Source organism: Pseudoalteromonas sp. T1lg24 (genome assembly GCF_002964745.1).
Lineage (GTDB): Bacteria > Pseudomonadota > Gammaproteobacteria > Enterobacterales > Alteromonadaceae > Pseudoalteromonas > Pseudoalteromonas spongiae.
Genome location: NZ_PQCB01000002.1, coordinates 34,514 through 53,837, shown reverse-complemented (window position 1 = coordinate 53,837; position 19,324 = coordinate 34,514). Strand labels below are relative to the sequence as shown.

At 40.4% G+C, this 19,324-nt stretch carries 17 protein-coding genes and 2 tRNA genes; 7 read left to right on the top strand and 12 right to left on the bottom strand.

Annotated features, from left to right (window positions below):
- Positions 1–76: 76 nt before the first annotated feature.
- The 3 genes from C2M30_RS01055 (at position 77) to C2M30_RS01045 (ending at position 2,421) form a co-directional block, all read left to right on the top strand.
- Positions 77–1,282 carry a dipeptidase gene (locus C2M30_RS01055; RefSeq protein ID WP_010562187.1) on the top strand — a complete coding sequence of 402 codons (1,206 nt, stop codon included), beginning with the start codon at positions 77–79 and terminating at the stop codon, positions 1,280–1,282.
- A 71-nt stretch (positions 1,283–1,353) separates the two neighbouring features.
- Positions 1,354–1,956 carry a DNA-J related domain-containing protein gene (locus C2M30_RS01050; RefSeq protein WP_158683288.1) on the top strand — a complete coding sequence of 201 codons (603 nt, stop codon included), beginning with the start codon at positions 1,354–1,356 and terminating at the stop codon, positions 1,954–1,956.
- A 6-nt stretch (positions 1,957–1,962) separates the two neighbouring features.
- The gene (locus tag C2M30_RS01045; RefSeq protein WP_234004661.1) at positions 1,963–2,421 is read left to right on the top strand and encodes a GNAT family N-acetyltransferase; all 459 of its coding nucleotides are present in this window, start codon (positions 1,963–1,965) and stop codon (positions 2,419–2,421) included.
- A gap of 354 nt (positions 2,422–2,775) precedes the next feature.
- Here the strand turns inward: C2M30_RS01045 and C2M30_RS01040 are convergent.
- The 4 genes from C2M30_RS01040 to nudE all read right to left on the bottom strand — a co-directional run bounded on the left by C2M30_RS01040 (position 2,776) and on the right by nudE (position 4,475).
- Positions 2,776–2,852 (bottom strand) — tRNA-Met (locus C2M30_RS01040).
- 73 nt (positions 2,853–2,925) lie between these two features.
- Positions 2,926–3,002: transfer RNA gene (locus C2M30_RS01035), tRNA-Met, on the bottom strand.
- Positions 3,003–3,107: 105 nt separating this feature from the next.
- Complete coding sequence (cysQ, locus tag C2M30_RS01030; RefSeq protein ID WP_054980471.1) at positions 3,108–3,899, bottom strand: 3'(2'),5'-bisphosphate nucleotidase CysQ; 792 nt, start codon at positions 3,897–3,899, stop codon at positions 3,108–3,110.
- A 21-nt stretch (positions 3,900–3,920) separates the two neighbouring features.
- Positions 3,921–4,475 carry an ADP compounds hydrolase NudE gene (gene nudE / locus C2M30_RS01025; protein WP_100912442.1) on the bottom strand — a complete coding sequence of 185 codons (555 nt, stop codon included), beginning with the start codon at positions 4,473–4,475 and terminating at the stop codon, positions 3,921–3,923.
- 60 nt (positions 4,476–4,535) lie between these two features.
- Between nudE and yrfG the strand changes: the two genes are divergently transcribed.
- The gene (gene yrfG, locus C2M30_RS01020; protein ID WP_100912441.1) at positions 4,536–5,192 is read left to right on the top strand and encodes a GMP/IMP nucleotidase; all 657 of its coding nucleotides are present in this window, start codon (positions 4,536–4,538) and stop codon (positions 5,190–5,192) included.
- 57 nt (positions 5,193–5,249) lie between these two features.
- On the opposite strand, the gene C2M30_RS01015 is transcribed toward yrfG, so the two are convergent.
- The 4 genes from C2M30_RS01015 to C2M30_RS01000 form a co-directional block, all read right to left on the bottom strand.
- Entirely contained in the window at positions 5,250–5,870 is a 621-nt protein-coding gene (locus C2M30_RS01015; RefSeq protein WP_105170362.1) for a dUTP diphosphatase, read from the bottom strand.
- A gap of 45 nt (positions 5,871–5,915) precedes the next feature.
- Positions 5,916–6,416, bottom strand: coding sequence for a hypothetical protein (locus C2M30_RS01010; RefSeq protein WP_105170361.1), 501 nt, complete (start codon positions 6,414–6,416; stop codon positions 5,916–5,918).
- A 116-nt stretch (positions 6,417–6,532) separates the two neighbouring features.
- Positions 6,533–8,863 carry a fatty acid cis/trans isomerase gene (locus tag C2M30_RS01005; RefSeq protein WP_105170360.1) on the bottom strand — a complete coding sequence of 777 codons (2,331 nt, stop codon included), beginning with the start codon at positions 8,861–8,863 and terminating at the stop codon, positions 6,533–6,535.
- Entirely contained in the window at positions 8,864–9,241 is a 378-nt protein-coding gene (locus C2M30_RS01000) for a hypothetical protein (protein WP_105170359.1), read from the bottom strand.
- A 113-nt stretch (positions 9,242–9,354) separates the two neighbouring features.
- Here C2M30_RS01000 and C2M30_RS00995 point away from each other — a divergent pair, with 113 nt between their 5' ends.
- Positions 9,355–9,969, top strand: coding sequence for a LemA family protein (locus C2M30_RS00995; RefSeq protein ID WP_105170358.1), 615 nt, complete (start codon positions 9,355–9,357; stop codon positions 9,967–9,969).
- Between the two features lie 3 nt (positions 9,970–9,972).
- The gene (locus C2M30_RS00990) at positions 9,973–11,862 is read left to right on the top strand and encodes a M48 family metallopeptidase (RefSeq protein ID WP_105170357.1); all 1,890 of its coding nucleotides are present in this window, start codon (positions 9,973–9,975) and stop codon (positions 11,860–11,862) included.
- A 1-nt stretch (position 11,863) separates the two neighbouring features.
- Here the strand turns inward: C2M30_RS00990 and C2M30_RS00985 are convergent, their stop codons facing one another.
- Together C2M30_RS00985 and C2M30_RS00980 are read right to left on the bottom strand one after the other, a co-directional pair.
- Positions 11,864–12,529, bottom strand: coding sequence for an SDR family oxidoreductase (locus C2M30_RS00985; RefSeq protein WP_105170356.1), 666 nt, complete (start codon positions 12,527–12,529; stop codon positions 11,864–11,866).
- A 118-nt stretch (positions 12,530–12,647) separates the two neighbouring features.
- Positions 12,648–14,744, bottom strand: a complete 2,097-nt coding sequence (locus tag C2M30_RS00980; RefSeq protein ID WP_105170355.1) for a TonB-dependent siderophore receptor — start codon at positions 14,742–14,744, stop codon at positions 12,648–12,650.
- Positions 14,745–14,949: 205 nt separating this feature from the next.
- Between C2M30_RS00980 and C2M30_RS00975 the strand changes: the two genes are divergently transcribed.
- Positions 14,950–16,287, top strand: coding sequence for a PepSY-associated TM helix domain-containing protein (locus tag C2M30_RS00975; protein WP_105170354.1), 1,338 nt, complete (start codon positions 14,950–14,952; stop codon positions 16,285–16,287).
- A 20-nt stretch (positions 16,288–16,307) separates the two neighbouring features.
- Here the strand turns inward: C2M30_RS00975 and C2M30_RS00970 are convergent, their stop codons facing one another.
- Positions 16,308–17,084: a VOC family protein gene (locus C2M30_RS00970; RefSeq protein WP_105170353.1), complete on the bottom strand. Its 777-nt coding sequence runs from the start codon at positions 17,082–17,084 to the stop codon at positions 16,308–16,310.
- A 118-nt stretch (positions 17,085–17,202) separates the two neighbouring features.
- Complete coding sequence (locus C2M30_RS00965) at positions 17,203–18,999, bottom strand: methyl-accepting chemotaxis protein (RefSeq protein ID WP_234004660.1); 1,797 nt, start codon at positions 18,997–18,999, stop codon at positions 17,203–17,205.
- Positions 19,000–19,324 lie beyond the last annotated feature (325 nt).

Genomic DNA, 19,324 nt, shown 5'->3' with positions numbered 1-19,324 from the left:
AACATTTCTATCGCGATTCTATTGCTTTACTCATTAAAGCAAGCACAATAAAGAAAACAACGACACAGAATCCACTATGAAATATCTAATAAAAACAAGCTTAATCGCAAGTGCCATAATGGCAACCTTCACAGCAGGTGCAACCCAATACACAGCATCAGAAAAAGCAGTAAAACTCGCACAAGAGAACTTATTAATCGACACCCATATCGATGTACCTTACCGCATTTACCACAAATGGGATGATGTCTCAAAAGCCACGGAAGGTGGGGATTTTGACTATCCTAGAGGTGTAAAAGGCGGTTTAAATGTGCCTTTTATGTCGATTTACATTCCAGCAAACCTCGAATTTGAAGGCAAAGGGAAAAGTTATCAACTAGCCAATCAATTAATTGATGGCATGGAAGCATTAGCACAACGTGCACCAGATAAATTTGCTATTGCAACCAGTACTGCCGACGTTGAAGCACAATTTAAGCAAGGATTAATGTCACTTGCTATGGGCATGGAAAACGGCTCGCCAATGGAAGGGGAAATGGCAAACCTAAAGCATTTCTTTGACCGTGGTGTGCGTTACATTACCCTTGCGCACTCACAAAGCAACCATATTTCTGACTCGTCCTATGATATTCGTCGTAAGTGGAAGGGGTTAAGCCCGTTTGGCAAAGATCTAGTAAAAGAAATGAATAAAATCGGCATGCTGATTGATGTTTCACATATTTCAGACGATGCGTTTTATCAAGTTATGGAATTATCTGAAGTGCCTGTGATTGCATCGCACTCATCACTTCGTAAATATACGCCGGGTTTTGAGCGCAATATGGATGACAAAATGCTGCTTGCTCTCAAAGAAAACGGCGGTGTTATTCAGATTAACTTTGGTTCAAGCTTTGTAACCTCTGCAGCGGGTGCTTGGGGCGATAAAATGAAAGCAGCCCGTAAACAAGCCAAAGAGACTTTCGGCGAAAATAGTTCACAAGTAAAAGATTTCAGAAAAGCATACAGTGCTAAAAACCCATACCCGTTTGCAAGTTTAGAGCAAGTGCTGAATCATATTGACCATGTAGTAAAACTAATTGGTATTGATTATGTCGGTATTGGTTCTGACTACGACGGCGTTGGCGACTCACTGCCAATCGGTTTGAAAGACGTAGCAAGCTACCCTAACCTAGTGCAAGGTTTATTAGATCGCGGCTACTCTGATAAAGATATTATTAAGTTATTAGGCGGTAACACAATGCGTGTTTGGCGCGAAGCCGAAAGCTACGCTAAAAAGCACTAACGCTTATAAATGTTAGGCGGCATTGTGTCGCCTGACTTTCTCAGCAAGTGTTAAAACAGGAAGTGAACATTTTGAATAGCAACTTTGAAGCACTCTCATTAACACTGCAACAAGCTATTTTAGCGACGCTTTTACAATACCCGAATTGCAAACTCAACGCGCTTTTTAACCAGTTAAAGCAACAAAAGCTGCTGCACACCCTAGATTCAAACCCAGAGCAAAACCTGTTTAAGCAAAACTTTCTGGTAATGAATGCCCTATTCAACCTTCAACATGATGCAAAAGAGTTAGGGTATAGTTTAATTATTGAATCAATCAATATAAAGCTTGTTAAGTATCAAGAAAACCAAGTCACAAATCATAACTCTGCGCTTTCAGAGTATTATTTAAACTTTAACAATATCGCTATCTCAAACGATGAAATAAACCAGTTACTGGATAACTTTTGGCAGTACTACGCTGAACATAGCACAATAACATCAGATAATTTAACTACAGCGTTTAACACGCTTGGCTTAGCTCGTGACGCTAATTTGAAACAGGTAAAGCGTGCTTGGTATAAAATCGCACTCGCATCACATCCAGATAGACAAGATAACCAGCATACTAGTGACTACATTACAGCAAACCATGCCTATCAGCTACTGGTAAAACATTTCACGCAAAGTAAGTAACTCTTAATGCAGCTGATACCCATTGAGCCTGAAAAACTTTCTTTAGCTCTTTTACTCGAAGCCGATCCAAACATTGAAAAAGTACAGGCCTATTTAGCAAATGGCATCTGCTTTGCCGCAGTTATCGATAATACTGTAATTGCTGCTTGTATCTTTCAACGACGCTCACGCATCTCTATCGAACTAATGAATATTGCGGTGCAGCCAACATATCAAGCGCAGGGGGTCGGCTCTAAATTGCTGGCATATGCGATTGCCGAGATAAAATACAAAGGCGTTGAAATTATTGAATTAGGGACTGGAACTTTTGGTCATCAACTTAGCTTTTATCAAAAATTAGGATTTCGTGTTGAAAGTGTGATTAAAAACCACTTTTTAGACAACTACCCTGAGCCAATTTTCGAAAATGGAATTCAGCACAAAGATATGCTCAGGCTAACCCTTTGTTTGAAAGATATTTCATAGCAAATTAATAGTTTACGACTTATTGAATTCAACTTAACGCGATATTAAGCACTAATGATAATTTGCCGGAAAGTTTAGAAGCTTTAAATATAAAGGAATAATTTCTAGAGAAGAAAACTATCTAAATAAACTGAAAAGTTGAAATATTAAGAAATAGTTAAAGGAGCCGGATGTGACACGCGTTGGGCACCAACGACGACCGTAGGGCGAAATAAACTATTTATAAAGATTTAAAAATTGAGAGTATTAAGAAATGGTTGCGGGAGCCGGATGTGATACGCGTTGGGCACCAACGACGACCGTAGGGCGAAATAAACTATTTATAAAAATTTAAAAGTTGGGAGTATTAAGAAATGGTTGCGGGAGCCGGATTTGAACCGACGACCTTCGGGTTATGAGCCCGACGAGCTACCAGGCTGCTCCATCCCGCGTCAGAATGGTTCACGAATGTGAACAAGCCTTAGAAGTTTTAATTCATTCTAAAAGAATTGGCTACCAAAGAGTTGGTTGCGGGAGCCGGATTTGAACCGACGACCTTCGGGTTATGAGCCCGACGAGCTACCAGGCTGCTCCATCCCGCGCCTGTATTCTTAAGCTTTGCTGCTTAAGTGAGGCGCTATAATAAGGATTTATGACAGTTATGCAAGTTTTTTCTTTTAAAAACTGTTTAACCGCTCAAATTAGCATCAACGCTTATGCGGTTTGATCATTTCTTGCCAAGGGTAACTTTGATCGCCCGTAATAATAAAGTCAGGGTTTTCAGTCGTTTCGCGCTGGTTATAGGTAATAGGATTGAATTCCGCATCAAAAAGCTTACCACCTGCCATTTCCACAATTATTTGTGATGCGCCAGTGTCCCACTCTCCAGTTGGCCCTATTCGCATAAAAGCATCAGCACGTCCTTCAGCGATTGCACACGCTTTTAATGAGCATGAACCTAATGGCAATGTATCAAACTCTGAGTCAATGTACTGACTTACCGTTGCAATATTTTGTCGCCTACTGACAGCTAACTTTAATTGAGATTGCTTTTGAACTTGCAGCTGAACATCTTCGCCATTTTCACGTTTAAATGAACCAACACCTTGCATCGCCCAATATGTAACCCCTTCGGTTGGCCAAAAAATAACACCAAACACCGGTTTATTATTTTCAACAAGCGCAATGTTTACTGCAAAGTCGCCACTTTTAAGCACAAACTCACCTGTGCCATCTAGCGGATCGAGTAGCCAGTATCGCTGCCACGACTCACGGTCTGAGAGCGCAGGAATTGGTGTTTCTTCAGACATAATCGGGATATCTGGTGCTAGCGCTTTTAAACCCGCTAATAGCACCTCATTTGCCGCTAAATCTGCTTTTGTTACAGGCGTGTTATCTGACTTTTCACATAGTTGAATGTCATCTTGATGGTATACATCTAAAATAGCGTCACCTGCTTGTCGCGCTATTTCAATACAAGGCTCAATAAATTCTTTCATTCGGTACTACTGTAAATTAAATTAAGATAAATACTGTTTTGCTAATAATAGTGCAGCAACGCTGCGCGCTTCGGTAAAGTCGGTTTGCTGTAATAGTGTTTGCCAATCGCTTAACGGCCACTTAACAACTTCAAGTGGTTCAGGTTCATCCCCCTCTAACTTCTCGGGGTATAAATCTTGCGCCAACAATATGTGCATTTTAGCGTTAAAATAACTCGGAGCTAACGATACTAACTTTAGCTCAGCAAGTTGCTTTGCACCAAATCCAGCCTCTTCTTTTAGCTCACGATTACCAGCTTGCACCGCTGTTTCACCAGGATCAATTAGACCTTTTGGGAACCCGAGTTGATAGTCGTGTGTACCTGCACAGTACTCTCGCACTAATATTAGATTATTTTCACTATCCACAGGCACTACAAGCACCGCACCTCGGCCCCCGCCTTTTACCCTTTCATATTGCCTTTTAACGCCATTTGAAAAAGTTAAGTCCATCGCTTCTACCGTAAACAATTTACTGTGCGACACTTCGGTAACATTTGTAATTTGGGGGAGTGTTAATCCTTTGTTCTCGGCCATCTTGAAACTCTGTTAAACTACAGTCTAAATTTATAATAAAACTTTTAAACTAAAAAACCTATGTTAAATTGGCAGGAAATCGATACCGTTTTATTTGATATGGACGGCACATTATTAGACCTTCATTTCGATAACCATTATTGGCTTGAACTAATCCCACAAAAACTTGCAGAAAAACACGGTATCACTAAGCAACAAGCGTTTGCACAGCTGTCAGAAAAATACCAACAAGTGGAAGGACAAATACAGTGGTATTGCTTAGATTATTGGCAGCAGGAACTCGATTTGCCAATTGTCGAGTTAAAGCAAGAAATTAAGCACTTAATTAGCATTCGAGAAGACGTGCCTGACTTTTTAAAAGCGCTTAAAGAAGCCGGAAAAAAACTTATTTTACTGACCAATGCGCATCCAGATAGCCTGTCACTCAAAATTGAACAAACAGCTTTTGATGTGCATTTAGATGCGCTTATTTCAACCCATGAGTTTGGCGTAAGTAAAGAATCTCAGCGCTTGTGGCAACAAGTGGAGCAACAGCTTGGCTTTGATAAAACCAGAACTTTGTTTGTAGATGACAGCTTGCCTGTGCTTGATGCGGCAAAACAGTTTGGTATTAAACACCTTCTTGCAGTTGCAAACCCAGATTCCACCAAAGCAACCCGCACTATTGATAACTACTTATCAATTGAAGACTACCGCACTCTACTGCCAATAACTTAACTCATAAAAAAAGGCCACATTAGTGGCCTTTTTGTACTCTTTAATTTGGTTTATAACTTACGCTGGGTAGCGAGCCTCTAAGCCTTTGTATACCAGCTCAGCAAAGTTCTCTTGATTAATGTCGAGTGATTTAACTACTTCAACTAAGTGTTCGTTATCTTCTTGACCGTTCCACACTTTAATGTAGCTGCCATCTTTATAGCCATGATCTTGGCGGAAAAAGTTAAGTGTGTTTTTACCAACATAACCACGATATAAATCGTCGATATCCATACCAATTTGCGCCATACAACCGGCAAATGCAGCCGCATCAAATGTCTTGTTTGCTACGGCACTTGCAGCAAGTAGTTCTAGAGTTTGCTTAAAATCATCAGCTTGAGTCGGCTTTTCTAGTTCAGCAGTTAATTGCTCTGCTAACTCTTGATAACTTGTTTCGCCATCGATTCGAAGCGATAAACCAAAGTGGAAAATATCTACCAGCTCAAGAATTACTTGTTCAGTGTCAGGTGTTTGTTTCTTCCACCACTTCCAACCGTAGTGGTCTAGCATTTCAGCACACTCAACCCAAATCGCACGATACCACTCAAATCCCTGATTAAACCACTGGGCATGGACTTTAGTATTCATCGCGTTTTGCATTTCTAGCATAGTGCAAATTTTGTTTACATTGGCAGACATAATCTTTCTCTAAAATTAAATTGGGCTTAGTGTATCAAAAAGCGATTACTGTCTCAGCTCAAAATCACACTGTGATTTCTTCACATAACGCGCATCAAAGGTTTCACCCGTATTAAATTCAAGGCGCATTGATGACAAATCAAAACGAGAGTGTGGGTAGCGGTCAATCCACTGCATAGTGGCTTGACAAATTTCCTCTAACTTATAGATACGAAAGGTATCGACCACAACAACCGCCTGCTCAGGCTCAAGGTAACTGCGCACAATATTTTCACTCCACGCAGTTTGTGAGTAGTTTTGCGTTAAAAAATAAGTCAGATCAGAGTTATCTAATCCCGAACCCAAAGTGCTCACATTATTGCTGGCTTTTTGAGCGAACTGTGTAAGTGACTGACCACTATTAACAATTTCTTCGCGCTCACCTGGTCCGCAACGACGTGTTGTGAATTTAACGGTGCCATCAGAGCTGTAACATTTACGCTGAACTTTCTCAGCTTGGGCAAAAAAAGGTAATAAAAGAATGCTTATCGCTAGTAAAATCTTCATTGTTATTCTCAACTAGTACGAACTATAGGATTTTGCCAAATTTTTTAGGAACAAATCAAGTGTTAGCATGTTGTTTACATCAGTTTCACAAAGATAAAACCAACAAAACAGATTAACTATTTGTTCTCAAAACGATTGTAATCAAAGATTCCGTATTCAATTTGTAAATTCTGTTTGGCTGTTTTATGCAGAATGTCGCTATAACGCCAAAATTCGGGATCTGTACGCCTAATTGCGAACTGCGTTTTTAGCTGAATGTAGTCTTTCTCTGTTTTCACCTTGCTAAATTGCGTTACAAACTCATTCACCTGATGCTGCTCAAGATAAAACAGCACCGCAGGGTAATCACCAATAAAACCATTTACCAAACTTGCTGTGTCTTCGCGTGGTGCACGCTGCGCACCTTCGTTAAGTAAGCTTGAAATATTAAAGTGTGCATTATGATGCAGCAGACTAAAAGCTTTATGCTGGCCTTGTTGCTTAACTAAAATAAACGAGATTTGTGCAAGTTGCTGCACTGCCGCATTTGGCAGCGAATTAAGCTCCCCAAGTGCTTGGCTGATTTCATCATTTGCCAGCTTATGTCGCGTATTTAACACTGCTGACAAATGCTGCTTAATATTGCTGTAAAGTTCCGCTTTTGGCGCATTAGTTTGATATTTAATGCCTGTTTCTTGGTTAAACTGGGCATTAGACTCTAAATGCTCAACTAAATTTTTGGGCGCTTTTCGATACCAATGATTGCGTACCTTTCTGCGCTCTTCTAACGGCAAAAACGCTAAGAAGTTTTGCTCACCTTCCATACGTAAAAAGTCCATATATAGGCGAGTTACCAACTGATGCCCAACGTTACCGTACACATCAAACCCAGCCACCAGCAAATAATGAATGCGTTCAAATAAGCTGTAATCAAGTACCCACATGGTTTTTGGTGCTTGCCCAACTAACCCTTTAACTACAGTGGCACTATCAAAATGGCGGAAAATAGTCAGTGCGGCATTATCATTATGCCCTTCACCTTGCCAAAGCAGCGACATATCAAGCCCTTTACCACCAGAAAACGACTCATTCATTTTCGCTGTTTTACGCGCTAAAAACTTAGCTTGTAGTCTGGCATATTTAACCCAACTGCTAATTGGCAGCGCATTACTTTGCTCCTCTGCCGGCATTGCCAATAAATCATCTACTTGATGAAAAAACTCATCCATATTGGCATTGGCAACACGTTTGGGTTCAACAAATGCCACCCAAAAGTGGTCATTAATTACATTTAGCGCCACTTGGCCACGACAAACCGGCCCTTTAATAAAACCCATAATAATGGTTTGTGAATGGTCGAGTAAAAATTGGTACTTCACTTTGGTCGGGATCTGAGCAAAGCTTTTAAATGGGTTGGAGGCAACATCTACTGCATAGCTAGGCAATTCCGACACGGTATAATCCGTTGCAATAAACAGCTGATGCAATCGCGCTAACTCTTTGTTATCCAGAGCTAATGGAATATGATTTTTCGCCAAAATGCTGGCCTGATTACGCTGTAAGCGATAATACACTCGCGCAACGTTTGGCTCATCAAATGGTCTGCGTGTTGCGATTACATCAATCGGTTTGCCCGGTGGTGTTGTCGAACGCACCAGCTTATAAAAATGCTGCTCTTTAGCGTTACTGAAATAAATATTTGTTAAAAACCAGTGCTCATAAATATAGCGCGCCATAAGTTGATGCTTAGCTGGTGCTTGGTTTAAAAATGCTTCCCACTTTTCAACCTGCTGTGCAGTAAATTGGTCCACCGGCGCTAAATTGGTCATTTTTGCGCCCTGCATTAACCAATGCTGCAGCACGTTAAATTCGCTATCATCAACGGCAGGAAAACCATAAGGCATACCCAGTGATGGTTGATGCTCAGAGACTTGCTGATAGCTTTCAATACTGGCACAGGTCGCCGTTCTATCTAGCGAAAAATCATATTCATCACCAAGCTGCGCCACTTGTGGCAACGGGTTTGATTTTTTAACAAGTAATGTATTGTAGAGCAAACTTGCTGCAAGGTTGTTCGCAGGTGACTCGGGGTATTCGTTTAAAACCGGTGAAAAACCAAGTTCTCGCCATTCAGACGTTGAATCGGCATCAATAAATAATCGGTGCGGCTTTGCTGCGACTAATCGCGTGCCATCGTAAACGAGTTCTTTGCTAATACCGCGATCAATACCGGCTGCCGATGTTAACTTTAACTGGCAAGGTGCATCATAACAGCCGTGACACACTACACAACGGCTTTCTAATACGGGTTTTACCGCACTCTGATAAAATTGCCCATCACTGCTATGATGCGCAACTATTCGTTGTTTTACTTCGGGTTTGCCATATTTGTTATGCCAGTTATTGACCGCCAAAGCTGTACAGCCAGAAACCACAATTATGAAAAATAAAACAACGAACTTTTTCATTTACTCAACGTCCTCGTCATCAAGTCCTAAATCAAACTCAGGAGCAAATTCCAACCATGGTGAAATAAACTGTTGCTCGTTTTCGCTACAAACCATCACCGCTAATTGCGGGCCTTTTTTAAGGTGCAATTGCACTGATTCAATATTTGTCACTGCACGCTGCCAATCTGCTATTACGTCGTTAAACGCGTAATCTGTTAGAAATACCGTATGTGTTTCTTCATCAGTAATTTTTTGGCACATTTCAGCCATTACCATTTCGGTAAGTGCCACTGAAACAAAAAACGCAGGTTCTGAGTCTTGCGTTATAGGCATATCAGGCGCCAAAAAAAACACTGGAATATCTATATTTTCGGTCGCTAGCGTATCATCTGCCATATTGTTCTCGTATTAAATTTGGGTAATTGCCGATATGATAGCAAAATAGTTGAATTTTTTGGCGCTTTTAGCCATTGTGTTGACAGTTTAGAGGCATTTCTCAAGGAAATTTAATGACCAGTGTAATTGATAACTTCTTCTCAACTATTGGTATTTTGTTACTTATACTCGCGTTATTAGCAGTGTTTGTTATTGTGATATTTAATACACTCGTTAAGTATCGCAATTATGTGATTAACGCTTTTGCACAAATTGATGTGCAGCTACACCGACGTCATGACTTAATCCCAAATTTAGTCAACACCTGCCAAGCTTACTTAAAACATGAAAGCAGTACGCTTGAGCAAGTCACCAAAGCGCGAAATGCCGCGTTAAGTTATTTAGAGCAGGCAAAACAAGCCCCAAACAATGGCGCACTGATTAAACAATTAGCTAACGCTGAAAACACCTTAACGCAGGCTCTTTCAGGTTTACAAATTACTATTGAGGATTACCCTGAATTAAAAGCCAACGAAACGGTAAAAGATTTACATGAAGAGCTGGTTTCAACAGAAAATAAAATAGCCTTTGCGCGCCAAGCTTATAACGATGAAGTTATGCAATATAACACCTACAAACAAAGCTTTCCAAACAACTTAGTCGCAGCTAAATTTGGCCACAAAAATGATGCCAGCGTGTTAGAGCTAGAAAAAACCAGTATACGACAAGCCCCCTCTGTACAACTTTAATTAATGAAAAACTTTTTTCAGCAACAAGCTGCAAACCGGCGTGCCAGCGCTATGCTGGTTTGCTTATTTTGCATTGCCGTTGGCCTAATTGTGTTGCTTGCACAATGGTTTTTTGGTCTTATTTTCGATGCCCGAATAGCCAGTAATCTAAACCTTATTTTGTACCAAGGTTGGGATGTATTTCGTGCACAAAATCCATATCAATGGCATATTCCATCAGCACTCGTTACTGCAATACTTATTTTTACTACGGGCATTTATAAATACCGCCAACTGCGTACGGGTGGCAGCAAAATTGCTGAGCAATTAGGTGCAACACGTATACAGCCCAACACCTTTCATCCGTTAGAAAAGCAATTGCTCAATGTGGTTGAGGAAATGGCAATAGCAGCACGTACCACAGTACCTCGCGTTTACCTACAATTGCATCATAGCCAAGTAAACGCATTTGCGGCGGGTCATAACAGCCATAATGCGGTGATTACGGTAACCCGAGGTGCACTTGAAAAACTAACCCGTGACGAACTACAAGCGGTTGTCGCCCATGAATTTAGTCATATTGTTAATGGTGATATAAAACTGAATAACCGATTAGTTGCAGCTACCTTTGCTATTAGTTTTATCGGTTTAGCAGGTGAGTGGATACTCGAGCGTGCCGCCGCTGCAGGGCGTGGTAACGCTAAAGGCTCTGGAGGCTTGGAGTTAGTAATTGCACTTATGCTTATTTGTTACGGCTATATTGGCACATTAATGGCCGATTTTATTAAAGCCGCAATTTGCCGTCGCCGCGAATATCTAGCGGATGCCAGTGCCTGTCAGTTTAATCGTAATCCCGCAGCGCTCGCAGATGCGCTGAAAGTAGCCGCAGGACTTCGAAAGCCACATCGCAATGCTCACTTTCATCAATACAGCCATTTATTTTTTAATCAAATAAGAACCCCTTGGGTAAGTTCATTTTCGACTCATCCGCCAATTGTGAAGCGAATTGCTAAGCTAGACCCAAGTTGGCAGCCGCCAAGTGCTGGTTTTCGTGAAAGGCCGAGTGTTGCCAACTACCAAGCAATGCAATTAAGCGCAACACGCGAGTTTTTAACTGAAAACAGCACGCCTATAATCAATCAAACCATCACTGCCGATACCAGTCATTTATCAGACAAACTATCGCATTTAGTACACGACCCTTACGCGTGTTTTACACTTATTCCGCTGTTATTAATTAGTGACGAGTTTGAGTTACGAAATTTACAACTAAATTGCTTATTATCATCACACTACGTTGATGCGTATACCCTTGATTGCGCCGAAAGCGAACTTGCTAAATTATCTGAAAACGAACGCTTTCAACTTATCGAGTTAGCATCGCCAAGTATTACCAGCCTAGGGGAAAAACAAAAACACGACTTCACTGAGTTGTGCTGGCAAATTGTTAAGCAAAAAAATCTAGCGCCTAAAACGAATACCAGGCAACGCAATCAGTATTTAATTACTTGGTTGTATTTAGAAATTATCTTAATGCAAGTCACTAAAGCGAAACGTACCCTTGCCGTTACCACTCGTAATAGCAAAAAACTGATTCTCGCATGGCGGTACTTTGTGAGTTTAATTGCAGCGATTGGTCACGAATCTGAACATGAGCAACAGCAAGCGTTTAAAGCAACATGTCAGCAATTTAATATGAAAGGGTTGGAGGTAATTGAGTTTAAACTTTTTGATATTGAGCACGCACATCAGTTTTTTGCTGTACTCACTCGTTTACCACTGAAAAATCGCAATGCTTTTTTGCAAGCTATCGAGTTTACAGCTAAATGGGATAATCAATTAACCGAGGCGGAGCAAACCATGCTTTACAGCTTTGCGCTGTTACTTGATTTACCCAGCCCTGTAGAGCGTTAAATTACCAAGGCAACACTTCGCCATTCGAGTGCCAAAAAGTGCCTGTATTATTTAAATTTAGCTCATCAATACGCGTAATTAAACGACTAGCAGCAAGCTCTGGTGTGATATCGCCAGCAAAGCCGACCATTGCGGTTTGTACAAAACCTGGATGTAAGATTGCTAGGCTAACATCACGCGATGCAAGTTCAATCGCCATACTTTTACTCGCGGCATTGAGCGCGGCTTTTGACATGCGATAACCAATATATGCACCTGAGCCATTATCTTCAATTGATCCCATACGGCTTGTGATCATTGCCACTTTGCTGCCAGCACGCAAGTTTGCTTGTAGTGCATGCGTCACGCGGACTGGTGCAACTGCATTAATATTAATTTGCTGCTCTAGGTTCGCAAAATCCATATTGCTTAGGCTTTCGTTATGAAACACACCCGCATTATTTATTAGAATATCAATTGCTTGATCACCAAGTTGCGTTTTAAGTTTGGCAATATCATCTGCATTTGCAACATCAACTCCCTCAATCACGTTTGCGCCACTTGCATTAAGTTTTTCACTTGCAGTGCGCACTACAGCAGTCACATTAAAACCTTGTTTAATATATTGCTCAACAAATGCAAGCCCGATACCGCGGTTTGCGCCCGTAATAACCACGTGTTGTGTCATAATTTTTTCCCAATAAAAAAGATACCAATAAACATTGGTATCTTTTAGATAAAATACAAGGTGTGTCTAGGGTTTACTAATCTTTAAAGTTTGTTTTTGCAACAAAAACCAATATCCCCTACCAAGTGTAGTTCATTGTTAAGCTTACCGTTCTTGGGTCGCCTGGAAATAGCTGACCGTAAGAGTAGCCACCAGTCCAATGATCTTTGTCGAGTAAGTTGTCAATTAACAAAGCAGCTTGCCACTTTGGTTGCGTAAAATAAACGCCTGCTTGTAAGATCGTGTATGAAGGTAATACAGCGTCGTCCGACGTATTGCGTTCATCAATAAAGGTTGCTCCACCAGCAATTTTCCAGGTGTCAGTAAGCGTATATTTACTCCACAAAGTCGCAGAATTCTTTGGTGCATTTTCTTTTTGCTCACCAATTAGCGTAGGGTCAGAATCTTCCGTAATTTCTGCTCGGTTGTAGGCGTAATTTGCAATTACAAGCCAGTCTTCGCTGATTTGGCCGTTTATATCAAACTCAAAGCCCTTAGCTTGTTCTTCACCACGTTGGCGATACACTCGGTATCCTAACTCGCCTGAACGCTCTAAGTCTTGAACTAGTACATTTTGTTTAGTGATTTGATACAAAGACGTTGTTAGTAACACTTTTTCATCAAACAGTTTTGTTTTATAGCCGACTTCGTATAAATAACTGTCAATCGGCCCAAATGGACCACCTTGTTCTTCCGTATTTAAAAACGTTGATGGCGGTTCAAAACCCGTAACCCAACTAGCGTACACACTAGAGTCTAACGACAGGTTATATACAACACCTAAGCGCGGTAAAATATCGCTATCTGAACTCTCATTGCCGTTAAGGTCTGTTAGTTTATAATCCTCACGACGTAAACTCGCAAGAATAGACAAGTCTTCAAACTTAATATGGTCTTGAATATATAAACCGTTACTTGTTAACCCTCCACCAAATTCAAACACATCACCTAAGTTGTAACTGTCTACATTAGGCTGTTGATATGTTGGATTCAAAATATCAAAAGTCCCTGCTGAGCGGCTCATTCTTTGCGAATTAACTTTATGATTATCAATATAATCACCACCTACAACAATATTGTGTTCGATATCGCCCGTGTATAGTTTGCCGGTTACATATGCTGTCACATTATCAGAGTCAGCATCAATATCGCGATCGGTATACCATACATTAAACACAGAATCAGAATCGGCAATGTAAGTTGCAGCTCGGTGCTCTACTAATTTTTGTTCACTGTCTAAATGCATGTATTTAAAGCCGAGTGACCAATAATCATTAAAGTGATGATCTAGAGTCAAACTTGCTGAAAGCGATGTAGTATCAAGTTTATCACCCGGCTGGTTTGACGAGAGTGACATAGGAATTTTTGAAAGGTCGGTCGCTCCCCTAAGGTTTGGCTGCCCTCGGTCAAGTAAGCCCTTACTATCAGAGTAAACTACTTCAAAGTTTAATTTTGTGTCTTGGCCAAGTAAGTAAGTTAAGCTTGGTGAGAGCAATAAACTTTTATTGAAAATATTGTCTCTAAATGTGTCTGAATCTTCATAACCACCGTTAAAGCGATACAATAAATCGTCACTGTGAGCGATTTGCCCTGTCGAATCTAATGCGATGTACTTATCTGAATAACTACCGACACGCGCACTAATATTATGACGACTTTCCGCAAGCGGTTTTTTAGTAACGGTATTAACGGTACCACCAGGACTTGCATCACCAAAAACAGCAGAAGCAGGTCCTTTAATTACTTCAACACGCTCAACGTGGGCAATTAATGTTTGGTTCCAAAAGTTATTATGAGTTCGCATTCCGTTAACCCGACGATCGTCCTGACTGCGAAAACCGCGAATTGTGATATCGTCATAAACAGAATATTCATTTGCGCCACTAACAAAAGGGGTTACGTCATTAAGACGCATCATAGCTTGGTCTTGAATCACTTCTTTTGTTACTGCACTTATTGATTGGGGAATTTCTAAAATATCTGCTGCTGTGCGCGTTACTGAATAGCTATAATCGGAGAAAGTGGATTGCGAGCTTCGACCTAAAATCTCAATTACTTCTATGTCTTTTAGATCTTTTTTAGTTTTTTGGCTGGTATCACTCGGTTCGTTAGCAAATACGATATGAGGTAACATTAAAATAGCTGATACAGCCAAAGCTAGGCGACTAAACTTCATATTAATCCTTAATAAAAAAACGTCGCGCAATATTGTAAATGCAAATCATTATCACTACAATACTTTAAATTTCAAATTGATACACAATGTGAGCTTCGTTTTATTGCGAGTAAGTGTAATAAATCGAGAAAATACAAATCGGGTTATTTCACAACAAGCCAAACATTATTAAACGTCGTTTTAAGAATGCAAGGAAGATTACTTAATGACAAAAAAGCAATGGTTTAGCTGGCATAGTCTAAGCGGCGTGTGGTTTGGTCTAATATTGTTTTTTATCTGCTGGACTGGCGCTTTTGCAACCATTTCATACGAATTAGACTGGCTATTTGATAATAAGGCTAGAGCACAGCCACAAGCTCATAATGTGAGTTTAGGTGAAGCCTATCAAAAGGTTCAAACACAGTTTCCAAACGCACAAATCGGTATTGCATTTTCTTCGGGAGAACCTTATTTTGCACACGACTTTGTAGTTAGATTTAAAGGTAAACCTTGGCAACATGTTTACGTTGACCCCGTTAATGGAGAAGTTACTGGAGTCACTAGCTTTTTAAATATTCAACGTTTCTTTCGTGACTTTCATATGCACTTTTTCGGCATATTCGATAGCATCGTCTCGTACTATTTGGTACTTATTTTTGCATTACCCTTATGTTTCTCAACCGTAAGTGCCGTTTATCTATATCAAGGATGGTGGAAAAAGTGGCTACAACTTTCATGGAATGGCGATAGTCGCGCAAAACTAGCCAGTTTGCATAAATTTTCTGGTGTTTGGAGTTTATGGTTCGCCGTAATAATTTCGCTGACTAGTATTTGGTACTTGTACGAATTTGTACGCATGGACTTAGTCGATGGCAAAACTGCATTTACAGATGTTGGTAACTTCGCCGTCAACCCTATAGCTGAGTTAGAAGCGCAAAATACGCAACCCTTATCAATTGTTACGCTAGAAAAAATAGCTCAAAATGCACGGCCCGATTTAGATATTAGAGCTATGAGATTCTCTGGTGGTTACTTTTATGTGGAGGGGCAGTCAGCTGATATCTTAGTACGTGATCGTGCCAATAAACTTTACATTAACCCATACAGTGGTGAAGTTGTTTATAACCAAACAGCATCAAGCCAAGGGCTCTATTGGCGTTTATCTGATACAGCAGATCCTCTTCATTTTGGCAATTTTGCTGGTTTGTGGGTTAAATTAGCATGGTTTGTTTGTGGTATTGCGTTATCATTTTTATCACTCAGCGGTAGCTACATGTATGTAAAACGACAAAGCAAATTAAGACGAAAAGAATCACAGCAAGGGGTTAAAACGTCATTAATAATTAGCTGCTGTTTACTCAGTTTGATTGGATATTATGCTTACATAACCATTATGAGCTATGGCGTTGCAGGGCAAACACCAAATTTACCAAGTGGCTCACTTTTATTCTTGTCGGTTTGGATTGTAGTGACGCTTGCTATTATTTCGTTTTGGATTAAATCGCTACTTAGCGTGTGTTTTACAGATACCAAATCGTTGTATCAACTAAAAACATTTAGTTGATACAACGTAATACTACTGAACTACATTTCAATCACAGATAGAAATCCGCCTTGTGGGTCGTTGATCACACTAAAACGACCAACATTGGGCACGTCGGTTGCAGGTACGCATACGGTACCACCCAGCTCCTCTACTTTTGCTAAGGTTTCATCACAATTGGTTACTTGGAAGTAAGTCATCCAGTGTGCTGGCATATCGCCCCACTCTTCATTCATTTCCAGCATGCCCGCAATTTCTTCATCACCTAACATAAAAATGGTGTATGGCATACCATCCATGTCTTCAACTTTATATTGCCAGCCGAATACAGATGAATAAAACTGTCGGCTTGCCTCTGCGTCTTTTGATGCAAGCTCGTTCCAACACACACTGCGCGCTTCATTTTTGATTTGTGAACCACAATGCTGATTACCTTGCCATATCGCAAACATTGCTCCGTTCGGCTCAAAGAACATCGCCATGCGCCCTGCATCCATAACATCATGAGGGCCAGCAATTACACGTGCACCTGCTTGCTTAGCTTTCTCAACGGTTTCGTCAACATTATCTACCGCAATATAATTTAGCCAATGACTTGGTACTTTTTGCTCTAAACGCTCTGCTTCCATTTGGTACATGGCACCAATATCTTTGCCATTAAGTTGCAGCATGGTGTAATACAAATCATCACCTATCGGCTGATCATCATGTTGCCAGTCAAATAGTTGAGTATAAAATGCCTTCGCTGACGCCCAATCGCGAGAGCATAATTCCGTCCAGCAAAATGTGCCTGCTTGGTGCTTTGTGTAACTTGCCATGTCTTTTTCCTTATTGTTTGTGAGCACTGTATTAAAGTTAACCAAGATATTCTAAAAAGCAATAAAAAAGCGAGGCTATTACTAACCTCGCTTTTACTCTAACCATTTAATTTTGTAGTTAAATTTTAAACCACTTTATTGCATTATCGAGCTCATCAGCTTGATGTGAAACCTGATTTGAGGCTTCAGAGTTAGCCAGTGAGCTATTTGCTAGTTCATCTGCATAGTCGCTGATTTGTACAATATTTTGGTTTATCTCTTGTGCCACAGTAGATTGCTGCTCAACCGCCACCGCAATGGTTGACGTCATCTCTGAGATTTCCTGAATATCGGCAATAATTTCAGCGAACGCTTTACCTGCTTTATCTGTTTGCTCAGCCGTTTCTAAACCTTGCGATTTGCACAATTCAATACTGTCGACAATGTTCGCAGTGCTTGATTGCAAGTCGGTAATGATCTGCGTAATTTCTTGCGTTGACTCTTGTGTTTTCACCGCAAGAGAGCGAACTTCATCAGCAACAACCGCAAAACCTCGACCTTGCTCACCCGCACGCGCGGCTTCAATCGCTGCATTTAACGCAAGTAGGTTAGTTTGCTCTGCGATGCCACGAATAACTTCCATCACAGCGTTAATTGCGTTGCTCTTTTCACGCAGTAAATTAACCTGCTCAGCAGATTCAACCAATTGATTACTCAATAAGGTCATTTGATCAACGGTTGTTTCTATTTGCTTCTGCCCAATCGTCGCGTTTTGTGAAACTGTATCAACACGGTTTGAGGTTGTTTCAGCATTAATAGCAATATCATGCGCTACTGCGCCCATTTCAGTTACCGCACTTGCAACTGTTTCAACTTCCGATTTTTGCTGAACCAGTTGCTGGCCACTCGATTCCACTACCTGCGCTACACGAGTCGATTCAGTATTTACAATTTCAACCGAGTGATGAATGGTTTGTAGTACGGATAAAAACTTCGCCATCAATTCATTCACACTATCGGCCAACATCGCCAACTCATCATTACCGTGTTTGCGAACCTTAATCGACAAGTCACCCGAATGCGCGATGCGGTCAATATCGTTAATAACACTATCAATTGACGTTGTAACAGAGCGTGTGATGGTAAATAAAAAGCCAACTAATGCGAATGCCAAAATTAAACTCAATGCAATTTGCTGCACTTTAGCATCTGCGTAGATATCTTCTTGAATAGCCTCTAACTCAACCCCTAGCGCTTCAAGTGATATTTTTAGCTTATCTTCGGTTTCTGCAACTTGGCTCTTTAAACCTGTTGTTTGGTTAAAGCCAATTGCAAGATAACGCTCAGACGCTTTTAAAAAAGCATTTTGATACTGCTTTAATAAGCTGATTAAATTTCTATCATTGCTGATAAGTAGCAGCTTTTCTAACTCAGCAACCGTACTGTTAATACGCGCAATGTATTTTTTGTCGCCTCGCATAATGAAATCTTTTTCACTTCGGCGAAGTTGCAGCACTAATACACTGATGTCTAGGCGATTAGTCGCTTTTGCTTGTTCTTCTAATTTATGAACGGCACCGCGTAGTTCTTTACGCAATCCCGCATTTTGGTTGTAACCATACTCAATGTACAGTTCATCTAAACTGACAAAATCACGCTCTAATGTTGATAGCATTTCTCTTGTATCAGCAAGCGCACGTGGAGTTACATCAAACTCAGATAGTTTTTGTTGTAGTTTAGTTAAGGCCGACTCAGCTTCATCGACTCGATTTACCAATTCTTGGCGGAAACCTGACGCTGGCTTCTCCAAGAACTTAACTTCAATACGCAATGTATCTGCGACAGCGCGCTCAGCAGCAATTAAATCTTCTGTAGCATCCACTAATACTTGCTTCTTCCCTGCAATATAAACATTTAATAACGTGAGAGCAGCCATTGAAACTACCGCGATCCCTGAAAGGATTTGCAACTTAGTTTTAATTTTTATGGCTTGAAACATTTTTACCTCTAAACTTCAGTGACGGTGGGGAAATTGTATAAGGCTTGATTAAACAATTTATTGTTCTAACGCATATATGTTGTCGACTAAAAACAGCATAGCTTTAGAATATTTGTAACATTTATTTAATCGAGGCCATTTAATACCTAAATTAGACACAACACAACCCGTTTTTAAAAAACTTATTTCTGAATCAAACACCTATGTTGCAAATGCAACAAACATTAATAACTTTAACTAATGCTAAAATGTTATTTTGCGA